This window comes from Litchfieldella anticariensis FP35 = DSM 16096 (assembly GCF_000409775.1).
Taxonomy (GTDB): Bacteria; Pseudomonadota; Gammaproteobacteria; order Pseudomonadales; family Halomonadaceae; genus Litchfieldella; species Litchfieldella anticariensis.
Genome location: NZ_KE332391.1, coordinates 23,381 through 43,710, shown reverse-complemented (window position 1 = coordinate 43,710; position 20,330 = coordinate 23,381). Strand labels below are relative to the sequence as shown.

Genomic DNA, 20,330 nt, shown 5'->3' with positions numbered 1-20,330 from the left:
TTGCTGCCTTCGGCCCGATGTCACTGGAGTCATGATGTTTCCCACCTTTTCCTTGCGCTATGCCCGTCTGCCCGATCGCTTCTACGAGCGTTTCGAGCCAGTACCGGTCTCCACACCGCGACTGCTGGCCTTCAATCGTCCGCTGGCGGAGGCGCTGGGCTTTGATGTGGCCGCCGTCGACGAGCAACAGGCTACCGAATGGTTCTCCGGCAATACCATACCGCCGGGCGCCGAGCCGCTGGCGATGGCCTATGCCGGGCACCAGTTCGGCGCCTTCGTGCCACGGCTGGGCGACGGCCGTGCGGTCCTGCTTGGCGAAGTGATCGACCGGCAGGGGCAACTGCGCGATATCCAGTTGAAGGGGGCGGGGCGCACGCCCTTCTCCCGGGGTGGCGACGGGCGGGCACCGTTGGGGCCGGTGCTGCGCGAGTACCTGGTCAGCGAGGCGATGCATGCGATGGGCATTCCCACTACCCGGTCACTGGCCGCGGTGACCACCGGCGAACGGGTGTTTCGCGGGGTTCCGCAGCCTGGCGCCATTCTGACTCGGGTAGCCGCCAGTCATATCCGTGCCGGCACCTTCCAGTATTTCGCCGCCCGCGGCGATGTCGATGCGCTGCGCGAGCTGGCCGGGCATGTGATCGAACGCCACTATCCAGTGCTTGGTGACCTGCCCGAAGGCGAGCGCTATCTGGCGCTGGTCGAGGCGGTACAGGAGCGTCAGGCGGCGCTGGTGGCGAAGTGGATGGGCGTGGGCTTCATCCACGGCGTGATGAATACCGATAATATGGCCATCTCCGGCGAGACTATCGACTACGGCCCTTGCGCCTTCATGGAAGCCTATGACCCGCGCACGGTGTTCAGCTCCATCGACGAGGGTGGCCGCTACGCTTATACCAACCAGCCATGGATAGCCCAGTGGAATGTGGCACGCTTCGCCGAGACCCTGCTGCCGCTGATCGATGACGAGAAGGAGCGGGCCATCGAGCGGGCTACGGCGGTGATCAATGCCTACCCAGCGCGGTACGAAGCCGAGTGGCTGGCCGTGATGCGTGCCAAGCTGGGGTTCGAGCGCGAAGAGGAAGGGGACCGCGCGCTGGTCGAGGAACTACTCGAGGCTATGCGCATTGGCCGTGCCGACTTCACCCTGACGTTCTGCCGTCTGGGTGACGTCGCCGAATCCGCAGAGGCCGATTCGTCGCTGGTCGAACTGTTCGAGCAAGCGAATACCATCGAGGCTTGGCTGGCCCGCTGGCGCGAACGGTTGACACGGGAGACGGCTGACCCTGGCGTCATCGCCGCGCGCATGCGCGCCGTGAACCCGCTATATATCCCTCGCAATCACCGGGTCGAGCAGGCACTCGCCGCTGCCATCGACGAAGATGATTTCGCACCCTTCGAGGAGTTGCGCGCAGTGCTTGCCCGCCCCTTCGAAGAACAGCCCGGCCGTGAGGCCTATACACAACCGGCTTCTCAACAGGAACGAGTGTTTCGCACCTTCTGCGGTACCTGAGCTGACCCGTTGGCTCAGAGCTTGCCGGTCAGGGCCTTCTCGACCAGCTCAAGGCGGTCCTGGCCCCAGAAGGGCTCTCCGTCGACGATATACCAGGGTGCGCCGAAACAGCCTGCCGCCACGGCCTTCTCGCAAGCCTCGTCGAGGCGTTGCTGTCCCTGGTCGCTTTCCGACTCGCTCAGCAGCCGCTGGCCATCCAGCCCGCAGGCGTCGGCGACCGTGAGCAGGGTGTCCGGCTCGGAGATGTCGCGCTCCTCGACCCAGCAGGCCCGCATCAAGGCCAGCGACAGGCTGGCGATGTCATGCCCTTGCGCCTTCGCCGTCAGCGCCAGGCGAGCTGCCGGGCGGTCATCCGTCGGGAAGTGCTTCGGTTCCCTGTTGAGAGGGATGCCGAGCAACTGCGGCCAGCGCTTCAGTTCAGCCATGCGATAGGCCTGCCGCTCCGGAGCGCGCTTGGGCAGGGGCAGCCCGCCGGTCTTGGGGAAGATCGCGCTGAGCGTGATCGGCACGTAGTCGATGGTGGCACCGTGGCGCGCGGCAAGCTCGCCGAGTCGCGAGTGACCTAGATAGCTCCAGGGCGAGACGTGGGTGTAGTAGTAGGTGATGACCTTCGCCATGACGATGTCTCCTGCCGGGTGGTTCAATGACGCTGCGTATAGTGGCTCGACACCACTGGGGCGCTGGGCATTCGCCGCAGCGTCCCGTCGTGTCGGGGCCGGATTTCTGTGCTGTCGGCGACGGTTTAGCGATAGGTGTCCTCGTACTGCTGCCGCAACTGGTTCTTCTGTACCTTGCCCATGGTGTTGCGCGGCAGGTTGTCGACGAAGAACACACGCTTGGGCTGTTTGTACTTGGCCAATCGGCCGGTCAAGGCATCGAGCACGCTGGCTTCATCGAGCTGCGCCTCGGGACGGGATACGACCACGGCGGTGACGCCCTCGCCGAAATCTGGATGCGGCACACCGATCACGGCGGACTCGACCACGCCGTCGAGTTCGTCGATGATCTGTTCGACCTCCTTGGGATAGACGTTGTAGCCCCCTGAGATCACCAGATCCTTGTCACGACCGACGATGTGCACGTAGCCACGCTCGTCGACACTGGCCAGGTCGCCAGTGACGAAGAAGCTGTCCTCGAGCAGCTCTTCGCGTGTCTTCTCGGGCATGCGCCAATAGCCGATGAAGACGTTGGGGCCACGCACTTCGAGCATACCGATCTCGCCCTGCGGAAGCGGGCGATGGGTCTCGCGGTCGGTGACGCGGATCTCGACCCCCGGCAGCGGCATGCCCACGGTGCCGGCGATACGCTCGCCATCATAGGGGTTGGAGGTGTTCATGTTGGTCTCGGTCATGCCGTAGCGTTCGAGAATGGCGTGACCGGTACGCCGCTCGAAGGCTTGATGCGTTTCGGCGGTCAATGGTGCCGAGCCCGAGGTGAACAGGCGCATGTTGGCAGTGAGCTCGGGGGTGAGGCGTTTGTCCTGCAAGAGGCGAGTGTAGAAGGTTGGCACGCCCATCATGGTGGTACCACGCGGTAGCTCCTCGATGATCGTGTCGACGTCGAATCTTGGCAGGAACAGCATGCTGGCACCGGCCATCATCACCACGTTGCAGGCCACGAACAGCCCGTGCGTGTGGAAGATCGGCAGGGCGTGGATCAGTCGGTCGCTCTCGCTGAAGCGCCAGGCTTCCACCAACGCCGCGGCATTGGAGCCGAGATTGCGATGGGTCAACATCGCGCCCTTGGAGCGTCCGGTGGTGCCCGAGGTATACAGGATGGCCGCCAGGTCGTTGGCATCGCGTGCTTCAATGCTCTCGAAAGGCATGGCGCTTGCCGCCTCTTCCATCAGGGTGCCGTCGGCCCGGGTACCTAGCGACGCGACCTTGGGGCAGCCGCTGTCGTTGGCGACTCGGCGGGCATCGTCGATATTTTCGGGGCGGCAGACGAACAGCGCCGGCTCGGCATCGCCAAGAAAGTAGCGGATTTCTTCGTTCGTATAGCCGGTATTGAGAGGCAGATACACACCTCCCATGCGTAGACAGGCGAGATATAGCAGGATCGCTTCGGGGCTCTTGTCGACCTGCACCGCGACCCGGTCGCCTGGTGCGACACCCAATGCCACCAAGGCCCCAGCCAGTTGTGCGCTGACTTCCAGTGCTTGGGCGTAGGTGTAGTCATGGCCTTCGCGAGTGGTCATGAAGTCGGCGTTGCCGCGAGCCTGCATGCGTTTGGCAAGGGCGGCGAAGAGGTTGTGATTCATTTGACGGTTTCCCCTTTGGTCATCTTCCTGGCTCGCCGCCCGAGGTCGCGAACCTCGCTGGAGCAGGCAACGGTGGCATTGGCGATATAGTTTTCGTGATTGCGTTCGATATCGTCGAGCGCATAGAGGTAGTTGACCATCAGTCCGGCGGACTGCTTCAGGCCCTTGCGGGAGATGTCGCCCAGCCAGTTGACGCGGTGCAGTGAGGCGCCGTTGCCAAGGTGGAATCTCGCCACCGCATTGAGCGGTAACCCATGGCGGTTTTTCTCCTCGAGCAGGTAGTGTGCGGCCAATGGCTTGACCACGGCCTTGAGTTTTTCCGCCTGTTCCGGCTGCTCGTGCCAGTCCGGCGCGTCGAGCAGCGCCAGGGTTTGCTGAGCGTCATCCGACAGCCTGCCGGACTCTTCGACATAATGCTGCTCGAGCCAATGGCGAAATCCGGGAACCGGCGACAGGGTGACGAAGTGGCGCAGTTGAGGTAGTTCCAATTTGAGCTCCTGCACCACTTGCTTGATCAGGAAGTTGCCGAAGGAAATGCCACGCAGCCCGGTCTGGCAATTGCTGATCCCGAAAAACGCCGCCGTATCGGCCGTCATGGGGTCGTCGAGATCATGCTGTGAGTCTTCGAGGATCGGCTGGATCTGCTTCGGCAATCCTTTGTGCAGGGCGACTTCGACGAATATCAGAGGTTCGTCGCCGATCGCCGGATGGAAGAAGGCGAAGCAGCGGCGGTCGCGGCTGTCCAGGCGGCGGCGCAGGTCGTTCCAATCGTGGATCTCGTGGACTGCCTCGTAGCGGATGATCTTCTCCAGGATCGAGGCTGGGGTATTCCAGTCGATACGCTTGAGGACTAGGAAACCGCGGTTGAACCAGGAGCCGAACAGGTGGATGAAGTCGGCGTTGATGGCGCCAAGGTCGGAGGAGTGGTCCATCATGCGCAGCAGATCCTCGCGCATCCTTACCAACTCGTAGGTGCCGCCGCTGGCCAAGTTGAGCCGTCGCAGGAGTTCCTGACGACGCGGCTCGCAGACATTGAACAACGTTTGCAAGTGATGGTTGTCGCGTGCTTCACGATAAGCCTCATAGGCGGCATCGATCCGCTCTGGATCGGCAGCGAATTCTTCTGCCATACGCTCGAAGAAACGTTGCTTCTGTTCGTCATCGAGCCGTCGGTAGAGCGCCAGGGCGCGGCTGGCGAGGGTGATGCTGGAGGCCTCGCCATCGCTTTCCAGCAGCACATGACAGGCCTCGATCATGTGGGCATGGTCTGGGGTGATGTGCTCATTGTTGCGGCGGCGCAGTAGCGCATCGCGCTGGGTGATGCTGTTGAACAGTTCCTGTAGGAAGCTCATGTTCATGATGGCTTGCCCCTCGTCCTGTGGTGGGGTGTGAGCGTGGCGCCCTTCAGCCCATGATCAATGTTGGCAGCCAGGTCGCCAGCCCCGGGAAGAAGCACAACAAAACGATGCCCAGGATCATGCATAGTGCATACGGCAGGCTGCCCATGAGCACGTCGCGCAATGAAATATCCGGGGCGATGCTATTGATGATGAACAGATTCAGGCCCACCGGCGGTGTGATCAGCCCGATCTCCAGATTGATGGTCAGCACTACCGCGAACCAGTAGGGGTCGAAGTCGGCGGCCAGGATGATCGGCAGCAGAATCGGTGCGGTCATCACGATCACCGCCACTGGCGGCAGAAAGAAGCCGGCCACCAACAGGAACAGATTGATCACACCCATCAGCACCCAGCGATTGACCTCGAGATCGGCGATGGCCCCCGCGACGGTCTGCGTGATGAACAGCGACGATAGTGCATAGGCAAACACTTCCGCCGACGCAATGATCAGCATGATCATCACGCTCTCGCGCAGGGAGTCGCGCATGATCAGTTTGATCGGCCCCACCTGCCACATGCGGTAGATCACGATGGCCAGCGCCAGACATAGGAAAGCCCCCACACCGGCTGCCTCGGAAGGCGTGGCGACCCCGCCGTAGAGGGCAAAGAGGATGCCGAGTACCACGGCAAGGAAGGGCAGCACCCTCACCAGCGCTTTGAGATTGGCGTCGACATTCTCGCGGATGGTGCGCTTGACACTCTCCGCTGTTGCGGCCAGTGGATTGCCGTAGCCGCCCGCCAGCTTGCAGGCGATCAGTGTCCAGATCATGAACAGCCCGGCCAGCATGAAGCCGGGGATGACGCCGGCGATGAACAGGCGGCCGATCGAGGTCTCGGTGGAAATGCCGTAGATGATCATGGTCACCGAGGGTGGGATCAGGATTCCCAGAGTGCCTCCTGCGGCGATGCAGCCTGCTGCGACGCCATCGGGATAGCCGCGGGCGCGCATCTCGGGGATGCCCATCTTGCCGATGGCCGCACAGGTGGCCGGCGACGAGCCGGACAGGGCAGCGAAGATCGAGCAGGCACCGATATTGGAGATTGCCAGGCCTCCGGGAAGCTTGCCGAGCCACAGGTCCAGCGATCGGTAGAGGTCGCGACCGGTGGGTGAAGAGGCCACGGCAGCCCCCATCAAAATGAACATGGGGATGGCAACGAAGCCGAATTCGGCAATGCGATCGAAGAAGGTCTCGCCGAAGTAGGTCAGCTCGATGATGCCGCGGTCGGCGACCAGCGCGATCAGTGAGATGCCCCCCAGGGCGAAGGCGATGGGGGTGCCAATGGCCATCAGCACGATCAGGCCGATGGCGACGAGAATGCCGGCGGTGACGGGATCCATGTTCAACACTCCCCACGCAGGATTTCAGCGATGTACTGCAGCGTCAGTAGGGTGGCCCCTAGGGCCATGGGAAGCAGCGCCGGCCACAACGGCGGGTTCCACACCGAGCCGGTGGTCCATCCGCCGTGCCAGGCTTCGAACACATAGAGCCAGGAGGCATAGGTCAGTGCCGCACAGAATGCCAGGCCGGCTAGCGAGGCTGTCAGGCGCATGAGGCGTCTTGGCAACCCGGAAAGACTGTCGGGTAGCACGGTGACGGCGACATGGCCACCGGTCAGTAGTACGTAGGGGGCGCCGAGTAGCATGGCAGCGGTCACCGAGAACACTGTGAACTCGGTCTGCCAACTGGTGCTCATCCCCAGCGCATAGCGCACGACGACCATATGACAGATCGCCGCTACACCAGCGACGAACAACATCGCCGCCAAGTAGGCGGTGGCACTCGAGAGCCTGTCCATCAGGCGGATATAGCCGCCGACGATCCCTTTGGGCGCTGCAGCTACGTGGATGTGCGAGTGTTCCATGGGGCCCTCCGTGAATGCATGATGGCCGCCCCGGGAGGGGCGGCTTTTCGCGACCGAAGCTATCGGCACGGTATCATTCCACTGCTAGGGCGGCGTCGATCAAGGCCTGACCATTGGGGACGTTCTCGGCAAATGTCTTGTAGGAACTCTGCTTGGCGATCTCGAGCCAGGCGTCATAGTCCTCTGGAGACATGGTAACCACTTCAACGCCGTTCTCCTTGAATACCTCGACCATTTTCGTGTCGAGATTCGCGGCCTCGGCGGTGAAGTATTCCTCGGCGGCCTTGCCGGCCTCGATTAGTGCCTGCTGCTGCTCCTCATTGAGTTTGCTCCAGCTTTGTTCGGAAATCAGGATCGGCTCGTACATGAACCACAGCGCGTTCTCGCCGGGCGCGGTCAGGCAGGTCACCTGCTCGTAGATCCGATAGGAAACGAAAGAGCCGGAAGAGGTGTTGGCACCGTCCAGTACCCCGGTCTGCATGGCGGTGTAGATCTCCGAGGAGGGCATGGAGGCGATCGAGGCGCCTGCGGTCTCGAGCATCTCGTCGAAGGCTGGGCCGGCAGCGCGCATGGTCTGACCTTCGACGGTGTCCGGAGAGGTGATGCAGTTCTGGCTGGAGGCGAAACCGCCGGCCAGCCAGGCATCGGCCAGCACCCGGGCGCCGCCCTCCTGGATTACGTCCTTGATCATGTTCATGAACTCGGAGTCGTTGAGGCGCTGGGCGCGTTCATGGCTGCGCACCAGGCCTGGCATCAGGGTGGCCGAGAACTCCGGATGGCGGCCGCTGGCGTAATCGAGTGGCAGGGCGGTCATGTCCAGACGACCACGTACCAGGGCCCCCCACTGTTCTTGTGCGCCAAATAGTGATTCGCCGGGGTGGACTTGAATCTCCAGGTCGACATCGGCGTCGGCCACTTGCTTGGCCATTAGTTGGACCATTTCGTCACGTACATCCCCCTTGCCACCGGGAAACTGGTGCGAGGCGCGCAGTACGGTTTGTGCCGAAACGGCGCCGCTGAAGGCAATGGCCAGCGCTAGGGTGGCGATTGCCGGTGCGATTGAGCGTTTCATGGCGTCTCCAGAATATGTTGTTGTTGGAGTTTGCGGTTTGATCTATACATCAGGCATGCTGATGTATACTTCAATAGTTTCTCGGTATACATCTGTCAATGCTGCAATGCGAGATAAAGATGGCTAAAGCCGGCCTGACGGCCGGGATCGCGCAGAACATCTGCGCTCCCACGAGGGATGGTGCTGGCGCGAACGAGGTGGGAGCGAAGCTCTGCTTCGCGATGAAGGTGGCTGCAGCCCGAGCTCAGGCACGAACGCCCTGTAGGAGATGACCGTGAACAGAGTGAAGCGATCGAATGCCCAGCGACTCAGGGACTCGTTGGAAGATGACATCATCAACGGACGTCGAGCACCCGGAGAACGGCTAGATCCAGAGACACTGGGCAAGGAGTTCCAGGTGTCACGCACCCCGATACGGGAAGCCATCCAGCAATTGGTGGCCAGTGGCCTGGTGACCGTCTCGCCGAAAAAAGGCACGTTCGTGGCCAAGGTGGGTGTCGATCAGTTGATCGAGATGTTCGAGGTCATGGCCGAGTTGGAAGGCATGTGCGGGCGCCTGGCGGCCAGGCGAATCACCGCCGAGGAACTGGCGGCGCTGCATGAGGCCCTGGAACGCTGCGAGAAGGCGGCCAAGGCCGGTGATACCGATGAATATTATTACGAAAACGAAGGCTTCCATCACTGCATCTATGCGGCCAGTCACAATGGTTTCCTGGCCAACGAAGCCCGCCAGTTGAAGCAGCGCCTGAAACCCTACCGACGTCTGCAACTGCAGGTGCGTCATCGGATGGACACCTCACTGGCCGAACACCGCGAGATCGTCAAGGCGATCGAGGCCGGAGAAGCACAAGCTGCCGAAGACGCTCTGCGACAGCACGTGATAATTCAGGGCGAGCGCTTTAGTGATTTTGTTGCCAGTGTGAGGACGCTTAGCAGCGCGACACTGACCAGCACCGCCTGAGACCCTGGGATTGTGATAGCACAGTTGGTGCTGTCCCGATGCGCCAACGCGTGGCGCAGGCAAGAAATAAAGTCGCTCGGACGCCACCGTATTCGGTAGCGCCCGAGCGTCCCAGTGTTGCCCGAAACGTCAGGGGTAGCGTTGCTATCGGGCGAGGTCGAAGCGATCCGCGTTCATCATCTTGTTCCATGCCGCCACGAAGTCTGTCACGAACTTCTCTTTGGCGTCGTCCTGGGCATAGACCTCTGCCAGGGCACGGAGCTGGGAGTTTGAACCGAAGACCAGATCCACACGGGTCCCGGTCCACTTCACCTCGCCGGTTTTGCGATCACGGCCCTCGAACACGTCGGCGTCCTTTGATGCCGGCTTCCACTCAGTGTTCATGTCGGTCAGGTTGACAAAGAAGTCGTTGGTCAACGTGCCCGGGCGGTTCGTGAAGACACCGTGCTTGGAGCCTTTGTAATTGGCGTCCAGCACGCGCAGGCCGCCGACCAGTGCGGTCATTTCCGGGGCGCTCAGGCCCAGCAACTGCGCCTTGTCGACCAGCATTTCCTCGTCCGAGACGGTGAACGGGGCGCGGCGGTAGTTGCGGAAACCGTCCGCTTCGGGCTTGAGCGGCTCGAAGGAGTCGACATCGGTCATCTCCTGGGTGGTGTCGGTGCGGCCCGGAGCGAACGGTACTCCGACATCGTGGCCGGCGGCCTTGGCGGCCTGCTCAATGGCGACATTACCGCCCAGGACGATCAGGTCGGCCAGCGACACCTTCTTGTTGCCGCTCTGGGCACCGTTGAAGGTTTCCTGGATGCTCCCCAGGGTCTGCAACACCTTGGCGAGTTGCTCCGGCTGGTTAACTTCCCAGTCTTTCTGGGGAGCCAGGCGGATGCGTGCGCCGTTGGCGCCACCGCGCTTGTCGGAACCACGGAAGGTCGAGGCGGATGACCAGGCGGTGTACACCAGTTCGGAGTTGGTCAGGTCGGAAGCCAGAATCCGGCTCTTCAGATCCGCGATGTCCTGAGCGTTAACCAGTTCATGGTCGACGGGCGGTATCGGATCCTGCCAGATCAGGTCTTCCGCCGGAACTTCCGGACCGAGATAGAGGGCCTTGGGACCCATATCGCGGTGGGTCAGCTTGAACCAGGCTCGGGCGAAGGCGTCGGCGAATTCCTCTGGGTTGTTGTGGAAGTGCTCGGAGATCTTGCGGTACTCCGGGTCTTCGCGCATGGCCATGTCGGCGGTGGACATCATGATGCCGACGCGCTTGTTCGGGTCTTCGGCGTCGGGGGCCTTGTCCTTGTCGGCCAGGCCTTTGGGTACCCATTGGTTGGCACCGGCCGGGCTCTTGGTCAGTTCCCACTCGTAGCCGAACAGGACATCGAAATAGCTCATGTCCCAGGTGGTCGGGGTCGGCGTCCAGGCGCCTTCCAGGCCACTGGTGATGGTATCGCGGCCCTTGCCGCTACCGTAGCTGTTCCTCCAGCCGAAGCCCATTTCCTCGATGGCTGCGGCTTCCGGCTCGCGGCCGACGTGGGACGGGGCGCCTGCGCCGTGGGTCTTGCCGAAGGTGTGGCCGCCGGCGGTCAGGGCGACGGTTTCATAGTCGTTCATCGCCATGCGGGCGAAGGTTTCGCGGATGTCACGAGCTGACGCCAGCGGGTCCGGGTTGCCGTCCGGGCCTTCCGGGTTGACGTAGATCAGACCCATCTGCACCGCGGCCAGCGGGTTTTCCAGTTCGCGCTCGCCAGAGTAGCGGCTATTACGCTTGTCGCTGGTGGCCAGCCATTCTTCCTCGGCACCCCAGTAGATGTCTTCTTCCGGTTGGTAGACGTCTTCACGGCCGCCGGCGAAACCAAAGGTCTTGAAGCCCATGGATTCGAGCGCAACGTTACCGGCCAGAATGAACAGGTCCGCCCAGGATAGCTTGTTGCCGTATTTTTGCTTGATCGGCCACAGCAGCCGACGTGCCTTGTCCAGGTTGCCGTTGTCCGGCCAACTGTTGAGCGGTGCGAAACGCTGAGTGCCGGTGCTGGCGCCGCCGCGACCATCGCCGGTGCGGTAGGTGCCGGCGCTATGCCAGGCCATGCGAATGAACAAAGGCCCATAGTGGCCATAGTCGGCTGGCCACCAGTCCTGGGAATCGGTCATCAGGTCGGTCAGGTCTTTCTTTACCGCTGCCAGATCGAGCGTCTTGAACACCTCGGCGTAGTTGAACTCCTCGCCCAGAGGGTTGGATTTCGGCGAATGCTGATGAAGGATGCTGAGGTTCAACTGGTTCGGCCACCAGTCCCGATTGGTCGCCCCCCGTCCCCCGTGATTGGTGATTGACCCATGCATGACAGGGCACCCGCCTGCAGTGTTGTTAGCCTTCTGGTCCATATCGCTCTCCATTACTGGCTGATCGTTGCTCATCACGCGAAGCGGTCGTGGCGCGCCTTACCCATCACCGCCTAAATGAGGTATATCAACTCCGGGTCATAGAAGAGACTTGATTCTCTCCACCGGTTCAATAGTTTATTTTTATTAACGCTCTTTCACCCGCTTCCATCTGCAATCCATTGGGGAATGGGACGAGCCGAATGAGGTGGGTCAGTGTTAGAGGGATCGCTCTCAAATGAATCGCCCCCGGCCGAAACCGAGGGCGATTTAGGAGGGTGACACGACCTCGATCACGCGAGGTCGAAGCGATCTGCGTTCATCACCTTGTTCCATGCCGCCACGAAGTCCTTCACGAACTTCTCCTTGGTGTCGTCCTGGGCATAGACCTCCGAGATCGCGCGGAGCTGGGAGTTGGCCCCGAAGACCAGGTCCACCCGGGTTCCGGTCCACTTCACCTCACCGGTCTTGCGATCACGGCCCTCGAACACGTCCTCGTCGTCGTCGGTGGGCTTCCACTCCGTGCCCATATCGACCAGGTTGACGAAGAAGTCGTTGGTGAGGGTGCCGGGCCGATCGGTGAAAATACCGTGCCTGGAATCGTTGACGTTGGCCTCCAGGGCACGCATGCCGCCGATGAGCACCGTCATCTCGGGCGCGGTCAGCTTGAGCAGCTGTGCCCGGTCCAGCAGCAACTCCTCGGCCGGGACGGTGTAGCGCTGCTTGAGGTAGTTGCGGAAGCCATCGGCGATCGGTTCGAGGTGCTCGAAGGATTCCGCATCCGTCTGCTCTTCCGTGGCGTCGGTGCGGCCCGGATGGAAGGGTACCTCGACGTCGTATCCTGCCTTCCTCGCGGCCTGTTCGACGGCGGCATTGCCACCAAGAACGATCAGGTCAGCCAGCGACACCTTCCTGTTGCCGGACTGCGCGCCGTTGAACTCCCGCTGGATGCCGTCGAGCGTCTGGAGCACCTTCTTCAGTTGGGCCGGCTCGTTCGCTTCCCAGTCCTTCTGCGGCGCCAGGCGGATGCGCCCACCATTGGCGCCGCCGCGGTTATCGGAGCCGCGGAAGGTGGCGGCTGAGCCCCAGGCGGTCTTGACCAGTTCTGAGGTGGACAGCCCGGAATCCAGGATCTGCTTCTTGAGTTCGGCGATGTCCTTGTCGTCAATCAGCTCATGATCGACAGGTGGAACCGGATCTTGCCAGATCAGGTCTTCCTCCGGCACCTCGGGGCCAAGGTAGCGGGCCTTGGGCCCCATGTCGCGATGGAGCAGCTTGAACCAGGCGCGGGCAAAGGCGTCCGCGAACTCCTCCGGGTTGTTGTGGAAGTGCTCGGAGATCTTGCGATAGTCCGGATCCAGCTTCAGGGAGAGGTCCGTGGTGAGCATCATCGGCTCGACCTTCTTCGATGGGTCGTGCGCCATGGGCACCTTGTCTTCTTCCCTGACGTTCTTGGGCCGCCACTGGTTCTTGCCGCCTGGGCCCTTGGTGAGTTCCCAGTCATAGCGGAACAGGAGGTCGAAATAGCCCATGTCCCACCGGGTGGGGTTGGAGGTCCAGGCGCCTTCCAGGCCACTGGTGCAGGAGTCGTCACCCATGCCGGTACCGTGGGTGCCTTTCCAACCCAGGCCCATCTGTTCAAGGGGCGTGGCCTCGGGTTCCGCGCCGAGGGTATTGTCGGGGGCGGCACCGTGGGTCTTGCCGAAAGTGTGGCCGCCAGCGATCAGTGCCACCGTCTCGTAGTCGTTCATCGCCATACGCGAAAAGGTCGCGCGAATGTCCTTGACGGCTTTTATCGGGTCGGGCTCGCCATCCGGGCCTTCCGGGTTCACGTAGATGAGGCCCATCTGGACGTTGGCGAAGGGCTGGTCGAGCTCTCGTTCTCCGTGATAGCGCTCGCTCGCCAGCCATTCCTTCTCGGCACCCCAGTTGATGTCCTCTTCCGGGGCGAAGATGTCCTCGCGGCCGCCACCGTAGCCGAAGGTCTTGAAGCCCATGGACTCCATGGCGACGTTGCCGGCCAGGATGATCAGGTCGGCCCAGGAGATCCGGTTACCGTACTTCTGCTTGATGGGCCACAGCAGGCGGCGGGCCCTATCCAGGTTGGCGTTGTCCGGCCAACTGTTGATCGGGGCGAAGCGCTGGTTGCCGGTGCCGCCACCGCCTCGGCCGTCGGCGGCCCGGTAGGTGCCGGCGGCGTGCCAGGTCATGCGGATGAAGAGCCCGCCGTAGTGGCCGTAATCCGCCGGCCACCACTCCTGGGAGTTGGTCATCAGGTCGTGGAGATCCTTCTTCAGGGCTTCATAGTCGAGCTTCTTGAACGCTTCGCGGTAGTTGAAATCCCGGCCCAGCGGATTGGATTCAGGGCGGTGCTGGTGGAGAATCCTCAGGTTGAGCTGGTTTGGCCACCAGTGCTCGTTCGTTGCGCCGTTACCACGCACGGAGGTCTGAGCCCCGTGAATGAAGGGGCACCCACCTGCACTGTTGCTAGCTTGCTGGTCCATATTGTTCTCCTTGTGCCTGATCGTTGTTGTGTGGTTGCGGAGTGGCTGGAACTCGCCTGTCAAGCTTTCACAACCTGTACGTGTCAGCATGACTGACGCGAAACGGCAGTGGCGCGCCTTGCCCGTCACTGACTTAGTTTAGGTATAGCAACTCCGGGCCATGCAATGGGCTTGATTTTATGAACCAGCTCAATAGCTTGTTTTTATGGCTGTGATAGCTTCTGGCATCTATGGTTCTCACTGCTTGGCCAACCCGGCTCATCGGGTTGGCCAAGCAGTGTCGGGTCGTGCTCAAGACGCTACAAGAGTCGCGTTACTTCGGGATAGCGTGTGCTATTCCCAGGTCCACTGCCTACACTCGAGTTACCTTTTTCTGTACGGTGCATCGGCCTTGTCGATGGCCACATGGATAACAATCACAACGCCCGGGTCTATATGGGAAGTTGGAATACCGCTTCACCAAGGACCCATCGAAGGAGGCGTTGATTAGATTCCCGAGGAGTCGTCACCATGTCAGTCAGAGAAATCCCGCTTTATATCGATGGTCAGGCCGTGCCCTCCCAGAGTGGTGAATGGCGCGACGTGGTCAATCCCGCTACCCAGGAAGTCGTGGCGCGAGTGCCGTTTGCGAGTGTCGAGGAGGTCGATCGTGCCGTGGCCAGTGCCAAGGAAGCCTTCAAGACCTGGCGCAAGACGCCGCTGGCCAAGCGGCAGCGCATCATGCTCAAGTTCCAGGCGCTGATTCGCGAACACACCAGCGAGTTGGCCGCCTTGATCACCGAGGAGCACGGCAAGACCCTGCCCGATGCCGAGGGCGAGGTGGGGCGTGGCCTGGAAGTGGTCGAGCATGCTTGTTCGATTCCCACGCTGCAGCTTGGCGACATTGCCGAGAACGCCGCCAGCGATGTCAACGTCTACTCGCTGCAACAGCCGCTTGGCGTAGGGGCTGGGATCACCGCTTTCAACTTCCCGGTGATGCTGCCGTGCTTCATGTTTCCGCTGGCCATTGCCACCGGCAACACCTTCGTGCTGAAGCCTTCCGAGCAGGATCCGTCTTCCACCATCCGCCTGGTCGAATTGGCCTATGAGGCAGGGCTCCCCGCTGGGGTGCTCAATGTGGTGCATGGCGGACCGGACGTCGCCAATCGACTTTGCGATCATCCGGACATCAAGGCGGTCTCCTTCATCGGATCGACCCCCGTCGGCACCCATATCTACGAGCGTGCCGGCAAGGCCGGCAAGCGTGTGCAATCGATGATGGGGGCCAAGAACCACTGCGTGATCATGCCTGATGCCAACCGCAGCCAGGCCATCAACAACGTACTGGGTTCAGCCTTCGGTGCTGCCGGCCAGCGCTGCATGGCCAACTCGGTGCTGGTGCTGGTGGGCGAGGCCCGGCAGTGGCTGGACGATCTCGTCGAGGGCGCGCGGGCGATGAAGGTTGGCCCTGGTACCCAGCGCGATGCCGATCTTGGTCCGCTGGTATCCAAGGCCGCTCGCGAGCGCGTGTTGCGCCTGATCGAAGCCGGTGTGCAGGAAGGCGCAACACTGTCGCTCGATGGCCGCGACATCAAGGTCGAAGGCTATCCGGACGGCAATTTCATCGGCCCGACCCTGTTCAGCGACGTCAAGGCCGAGATGAGTATCTACCGCGAGGAGATTTTCGGTCCGGTGCTGTGTGTGGTGAGTGTCGAGACCCTGGATGAGGCCATCGACTTCATCAACGCCAACCCCAATGGCAATGGTACGGCGATCTTCACCAACTCCGGTTGGGTGGCGCGGCGTTTCGAGGCCGATATCGATGTCGGTCAAGTCGGTATCAATGTGCCTATTCCGGTGCCGGTCGCCTACTTCAGCTTCACCGGCTCACGGGCATCCAAGCTCGGTGACCTGGGCCCCAACGGAAAACAAGCGATCCAGTTCTGGACCCAGACCAAGACCGTGACCGAGCGTTGGTTCGAACCGGAGAACATCTCCAGCGGTATCAACAGCACCATTTCGTTGCATTGAACCAGACAAGCCATAGTAGTAGGTGTTGAGCAAATTGGCCCCGTCTCCGAGAGGCGGGGCCGATTACGTTGAAAACGGCGATAGAGCTGCATTCAGGAAAGCCGACAGGATGCCGATAAACAAGGTATCCCTTGCCCGGTGAGGTAAATGTGACCCGTCGATATTTCCTGCCGCAACTGCTAATCGCTACCGTATGCGGGTGGCTGCTGCTCTGTCTTTGGGGGCAGCCCGCCGTGGCAGCTATCGACGTCACCGAGGCACCGGGCGAGTTGAACCTGAGCCCGGAAGTGGTCTTGCTCGAGGATTCCGACCGGACCTACGACATCGCCTCGCTGCCGGCCGAGAACGAGCGGTTGCCATGGCAGGCTTCCGGTCAGGAGACCCTCAACTTCAGTTTTTCCTCCTCGGCTTGGTGGGTGCAAGTCGACTTGACCAATGGTTCGGAGGCGGTGGTGCGTCGGTTGCTGGAGCTGGCCATGCCACTGCATGACTATCTCGATGCCTGGCTGGTCGACGAGTCAGGCGAGGTGATCCGTGTCTGGCAAACCGGCAATCGCCGTGTCTTCGATTCGCGCCCGGTGGCGCACCGTACCTTCGTGTTGCCCATCGACTTGCCGCCCGGTGAGACGCATCGTGTAGTGCTGCGTCTGGATACCCACGATGGGCTCTTCGATGCGACGCCGCTGTACCTGATGGACGGTGCCAGCTTCCTTGCCAAGAGCCAGCGCGAACTGATGGCCTTCAGCCTCTATTTCGGGGCGCTGCTGGCGTTACTGACCTACAATCTGCTGCTCTACGTTGCCACCCGTGAGCGGGCCCTGCTGCACTATGTGGCTTACCTCGGTTCCTTCTTCGTGTTGATGTTTATCGCACGGGGCTTTGCCTTCCAGTACTGGTGGCCCAACTGGCCCACCTTCAACAACCAGATCGTGCCGCTGAACATCGGGGTGTTCATCCTTACGCTCGCCATGTTCACCTGCAGTTATCTAAGCCTGCACCGACACTCGGTATGGCTGCCTCGGGTGCTGTATGGGGCGGCGGGACTGTGCCTGCTGAGTGCCATGCCGGCACTGTGGGGGCACTATGGCCCGTTATTTCGCACCATGATTCCGAGCGCCATCCTGCTTTCCACGCTGTTATTGGTCGTGGCCGTGTGGCGGTGTTGGCGTGGTGATGTCCTGGCGAGGATCTATCTGGTGGCCTGGTGCGTGCTGCTGGTGGGTATCACACTGTACTTCCTACGGGTGGCAGGGGTGCTTCCCTACAACCTGATCACGGAATATGCCGTGCAGGCGGGCTCCGGGCTCGAGTTCCTGCTGCTGGCCCTGGGGCTGGCCTGGAAGATCAATCAGCTCAAGAACGAGAAACTCGAGGCTGAGCGCAAGACTCACGAACTGCAGCGTCAGGTCAACCAGCGCCTGGAGGCAGAGGTGCGCTCGCGAACGCGCGACCTTGAATCAGCCAACCGCCAACTCGCCGCCATGGCGCGGACCGACCCGCTTACTGGGTTGTATAACCGACGCCAGTTTCTGACGCTGGTCGATGAGGAACTGGGGTGTCGCCGCCGTCTCGGTCAGGCGGTGTTGTTCGTGGTAATGGATATCGATGTCTTCAAGGCCTACAACGACACCTACGGCCACCAGGCGGGCGATGAGGTATTGGTGAAGGTGGCCGCGTTACTCAAGCAGCATTTCCGCCGCGAGGGGGATCACTTGTTCCGGCTCGGCGGCGAGGAGTTCGGTCTACTGCTCGAAGCCGATACGCTGAAGGCAGGGTATCGCGCTCTGGAGCGATTCCGGGGCTCTCTCGAGGCGCTCAGAATTCCGCACCAGGGCTCTGTGTATGGCGTGGTGACGGCTTCCTTCGGCCTGGTGGCGTGCGAGGATTTCGAGCAGGTGCCGGATGCCCAGGCGCTGTATTCTCAAGCGGATCAGGCCATGTATGAGGCCAAGCAACAGGCACGCAATCGTATCGTGGTGCGTAACCTGCTGCCCGAGAACACTTGATATCGGAAGTGTGGGCTAGCCCAAGTGCAACTCGAGGCACTCCACCAGCGGGTCGAGTTCGCCTTCGTGGACGATTAGTAGAGTGGTGCCTGTGTCGTCGAACGCCGGTGGAGTAGAGATCGCGAATTCGCATTCGTCGAGATGGAATTCGTGAATCTCGCGAGGGCCCTTGGGAGTTTGGCACTGGATCGAACGGTAGCTTTCGTCTTCACCGTAGGTCAGGCGGTGATAGATCTTGAAGAAAGTATAGAGATAGAGCCCGTTCTCGAAGGTGGGCCAACGAGCCGGGTTGCGACGGGTTTCGTCGTCGATCTCCAGGCCTTGTTCATGGGCCTTGGCGATCGCCTCGTCACGGGGATGGGCCAACAGGGAACGGCCATCATGGGGGAGCGGAAGCTCCTGCTCGATGGTAGCCCGGTACTCTTCCTTGACTCGTGCCACGTCGTCAAGGGAGCCGATGGGATGCTCGCTGTGCTTCAGTGCTTCCGGGGTGTCATCGCCGTTCTCCCAACCATGAATGACCCTCAGCACCAGCCTGCTGCTTTGTATCGGTTGGTCGAGTAGTGCTCGCAGGGCGATGTCCAGGTGCAGTTTACGTTCGAGCACGGCACTCTCGAAAGCTTCGTAAGGCGCGGAGAATATTTCGTGCAACCGCCCTGGGGCGTGTTCCTTGGCTTCGCTATATGTCATGTCGTGTTCCCTGCAGCTTTCTACATTAGAATCATTTCGTCATTATTATGGCAGCTAGGGGGAGAGATGATAGTGTCGCCCTACATGCTGTTATACACGTACGATTGAACAAGGGAAGTCTTTCCCTACTACCCATTGATTGTCGCCAGGGGAGTCCCGGTTCGGACTGAGAGTGCACTCCTGACTCACCGTGTGCAGACCCTGGAACCTGATCCGGTTGATACCGGCGGAGGAAGCGCGACATGCCTTACCTGACACCCGCCGCGCTGGGCGCGGCACTTCTGCTGTTCGCCGTTCTGGGCCTGCGCGCGCGACGCGTGGGTGGCCAACTCGATGACTATATCACGGCACGTAATTCCCAGACCGCCTCGACCCTCGGCTTGTCGTTCCTGGCTTCGGGCATGGGCGCCTGGATCCTGTTCGCGCCGCCGGAAGTCGGTGCTTTCGTTGGCCCAATCGCGCTGGCCGGTTATGCCATCGGGGCGGCATTGCCGTTTATCGTCTTCGCTGCCTGTGGGCCGTCGATTCGTCGTTACCTGCCCGAAGGGCGCAGCATCGGTGAGTTCGCCCAGCACCGTTATGGCATGGGTGTACGCCGTTACGTATCGCTGCTTTCGGTACTGTATATGGCAGTGTTCCTGGCCGCCGAGCTCACTGCCATCAATGGCATCACCACGTTGCTTTCCGATATGTCGGGAAGCGTGGTGGTGATCGGTGTGGCCTTGTCTACCCTGGTCTATACCGCACTGGGCGGGCTCAGGGCGAGCCTGGCCACCGACCGCTGGCAGGCCTGGCTATTGATCGCCTTGCTGGGGGTGGTCGGTTGGGTAGGGTGGCAGCGCTTGCCGGCATTGCCAAGCGATGCCAACTTGCCCTCGGTGCCTGCCGGAAGCGCTTTGAGCGTCGCGTTGACACTGGTGATCGCCGTCACCGCGGCGAACTTGTTCCATCAAGGCTACTGGCAGCGGGTGTGGGCCGCCAGGAACGGCCACGCGCTGGGGCGCGGCGCCATCCTGGGTGGGCTGATTACCGTGGCCGTAGTGGCCGTTGTCGGTGGCTTGGGAATTCTTGCTGCGATGTCGGGTACGCCGCTTGGCGAGCCACCGATGCCCTTCTTTGCGCTGCTGACCGAGGCGCCGCAGTGGTTGATGCTACTGGCCTTGGTGTTGGCGGTAACGCTGGTGGCCTCCAGCGTGGATACGCTGCAGAACGGCATCGCCTCGCTGGCGGTCAGCGAGGGGGAGGGCGGCAGTCGGCGAGTATCGCTAGCCACAGCGCGTTGGATCACCGTGGCGTTGATGGTGCCAGTGGTGATCGTGGCGTTGCAGAATCTCTCGGTGCTGAGACTATTCCTGATTGCCGACCTGTTGTGCGCTACCGCCGTGGTGCCAGTGCTGCTGGGGCTATGGCCGCGAATGACCACGCTCGCGGCAGTATGTGGTGGCTTGGCCGGTCTGCTCGGGGCGGTATTGCCGGGTTGGGTTGCCCAAGGCAGCCCGAGTGCCGGGCTGCTGGCTGCGAGCTTCCCCGGTGGTGTGCCGACCTTGGGTCCCTTCCTGGGAGCCCTGATCGCCTCGACTCTCATTAGCCTATTGGTAGCCTGCTTGTCCCCAAGGCATTGAGCGCGGTTTGCAAGGAAGTGCTTCGGTGCCCACTCTATAAGGCGTGATAAAGCATGCTT

Annotated in this window: 14 protein-coding genes and 1 riboswitch; of the genes, 5 read left to right on the top strand and 9 right to left on the bottom strand. The window is 61.6% G+C overall.

Features of this window, described 5'->3' with window-relative positions:
- Positions 1-34: 34 nt before the first annotated feature.
- The gene (locus tag L861_RS12700; protein ID WP_016416994.1) at positions 35-1,513 is read left to right on the top strand and encodes a protein adenylyltransferase SelO; all 1,479 of its coding nucleotides are present in this window, start codon (positions 35-37) and stop codon (positions 1,511-1,513) included.
- A gap of 14 nt (positions 1,514-1,527) precedes the next feature.
- On the opposite strand, the gene L861_RS12695 is transcribed toward L861_RS12700, so the two are convergent.
- From L861_RS12695 to dctP, 6 genes are all read right to left on the bottom strand, one after another.
- Complete coding sequence (locus tag L861_RS12695; RefSeq protein ID WP_016416993.1) at positions 1,528-2,130, bottom strand: 2-hydroxychromene-2-carboxylate isomerase; 603 nt, start codon at positions 2,128-2,130, stop codon at positions 1,528-1,530.
- 125 nt (positions 2,131-2,255) lie between these two features.
- Positions 2,256-3,773 carry a malonate--CoA ligase gene (locus L861_RS12690; protein WP_016416992.1) on the bottom strand — a complete coding sequence of 506 codons (1,518 nt, stop codon included), beginning with the start codon at positions 3,771-3,773 and terminating at the stop codon, positions 2,256-2,258.
- A complete protein-coding gene (locus tag L861_RS12685) occupies positions 3,770-5,131 on the bottom strand; it encodes a malonyl-CoA decarboxylase (RefSeq protein WP_016416991.1) in 1,362 nt (453 codons plus the stop codon). The genes L861_RS12690 and L861_RS12685 overlap by 4 nt, the downstream gene beginning before the upstream one ends.
- A 46-nt stretch (positions 5,132-5,177) precedes the next feature.
- Positions 5,178-6,512: a TRAP transporter large permease gene (locus L861_RS12680; RefSeq protein ID WP_016416990.1), complete on the bottom strand. Its 1,335-nt coding sequence runs from the start codon at positions 6,510-6,512 to the stop codon at positions 5,178-5,180.
- 2 nt (positions 6,513-6,514) lie between these two features.
- Positions 6,515-7,036, bottom strand: coding sequence for a TRAP transporter small permease subunit (locus L861_RS12675; RefSeq protein ID WP_016416989.1), 522 nt, complete (start codon positions 7,034-7,036; stop codon positions 6,515-6,517).
- A 73-nt stretch (positions 7,037-7,109) separates the two neighbouring features.
- The gene (gene dctP / locus L861_RS12670; RefSeq protein ID WP_016416988.1) at positions 7,110-8,108 is read right to left on the bottom strand and encodes a TRAP transporter substrate-binding protein DctP; all 999 of its coding nucleotides are present in this window, start codon (positions 8,106-8,108) and stop codon (positions 7,110-7,112) included.
- 283 nt (positions 8,109-8,391) lie between these two features.
- Between dctP and L861_RS12665 the strand changes: the two genes are divergently transcribed.
- Positions 8,392-9,069, top strand: coding sequence for a GntR family transcriptional regulator (locus L861_RS12665; RefSeq protein WP_027948132.1), 678 nt, complete (start codon positions 8,392-8,394; stop codon positions 9,067-9,069).
- 144 nt (positions 9,070-9,213) lie between these two features.
- Here the strand turns inward: L861_RS12665 and katG (L861_RS12660) are convergent, their stop codons facing one another.
- Complete coding sequence (gene katG / locus L861_RS12660; RefSeq protein ID WP_035568447.1) at positions 9,214-11,400, bottom strand: catalase/peroxidase HPI; 2,187 nt, start codon at positions 11,398-11,400, stop codon at positions 9,214-9,216.
- 332 nt (positions 11,401-11,732) lie between these two features.
- Positions 11,733-13,943, bottom strand: coding sequence for a catalase/peroxidase HPI (katG, locus tag L861_RS12655; protein WP_016416984.1), 2,211 nt, complete (start codon positions 13,941-13,943; stop codon positions 11,733-11,735).
- 510 nt (positions 13,944-14,453) lie between these two features.
- Here katG (L861_RS12655) and L861_RS12650 point away from each other — a divergent pair.
- Positions 14,454-15,953, top strand: coding sequence for a CoA-acylating methylmalonate-semialdehyde dehydrogenase (locus tag L861_RS12650; RefSeq protein ID WP_016416983.1), 1,500 nt, complete (start codon positions 14,454-14,456; stop codon positions 15,951-15,953).
- A 149-nt stretch (positions 15,954-16,102) separates the two neighbouring features.
- The gene (locus L861_RS12645) at positions 16,103-17,959 is read left to right on the top strand and encodes a sensor domain-containing diguanylate cyclase (RefSeq protein WP_161629078.1); all 1,857 of its coding nucleotides are present in this window, start codon (positions 16,103-16,105) and stop codon (positions 17,957-17,959) included.
- A gap of 15 nt (positions 17,960-17,974) precedes the next feature.
- On the opposite strand, the gene L861_RS12640 is transcribed toward L861_RS12645, so the two are convergent.
- Entirely contained in the window at positions 17,975-18,649 is a 675-nt protein-coding gene (locus L861_RS12640) for a hypothetical protein (protein ID WP_016416981.1), read from the bottom strand.
- A 137-nt stretch (positions 18,650-18,786) separates the two neighbouring features.
- A riboswitch (TPP riboswitch) is annotated at positions 18,787-18,902 on the top strand.
- Between L861_RS12640 and L861_RS12635 the strand changes: the two genes are divergently transcribed.
- Positions 18,892-20,271 (top strand): sodium:solute symporter family transporter, encoded by a 1,380-nt coding sequence (locus tag L861_RS12635; RefSeq protein ID WP_016416980.1) that lies wholly within the window; start codon positions 18,892-18,894, stop codon positions 20,269-20,271. It overlaps the preceding riboswitch by 11 nt.
- Positions 20,272-20,330 lie beyond the last annotated feature (59 nt).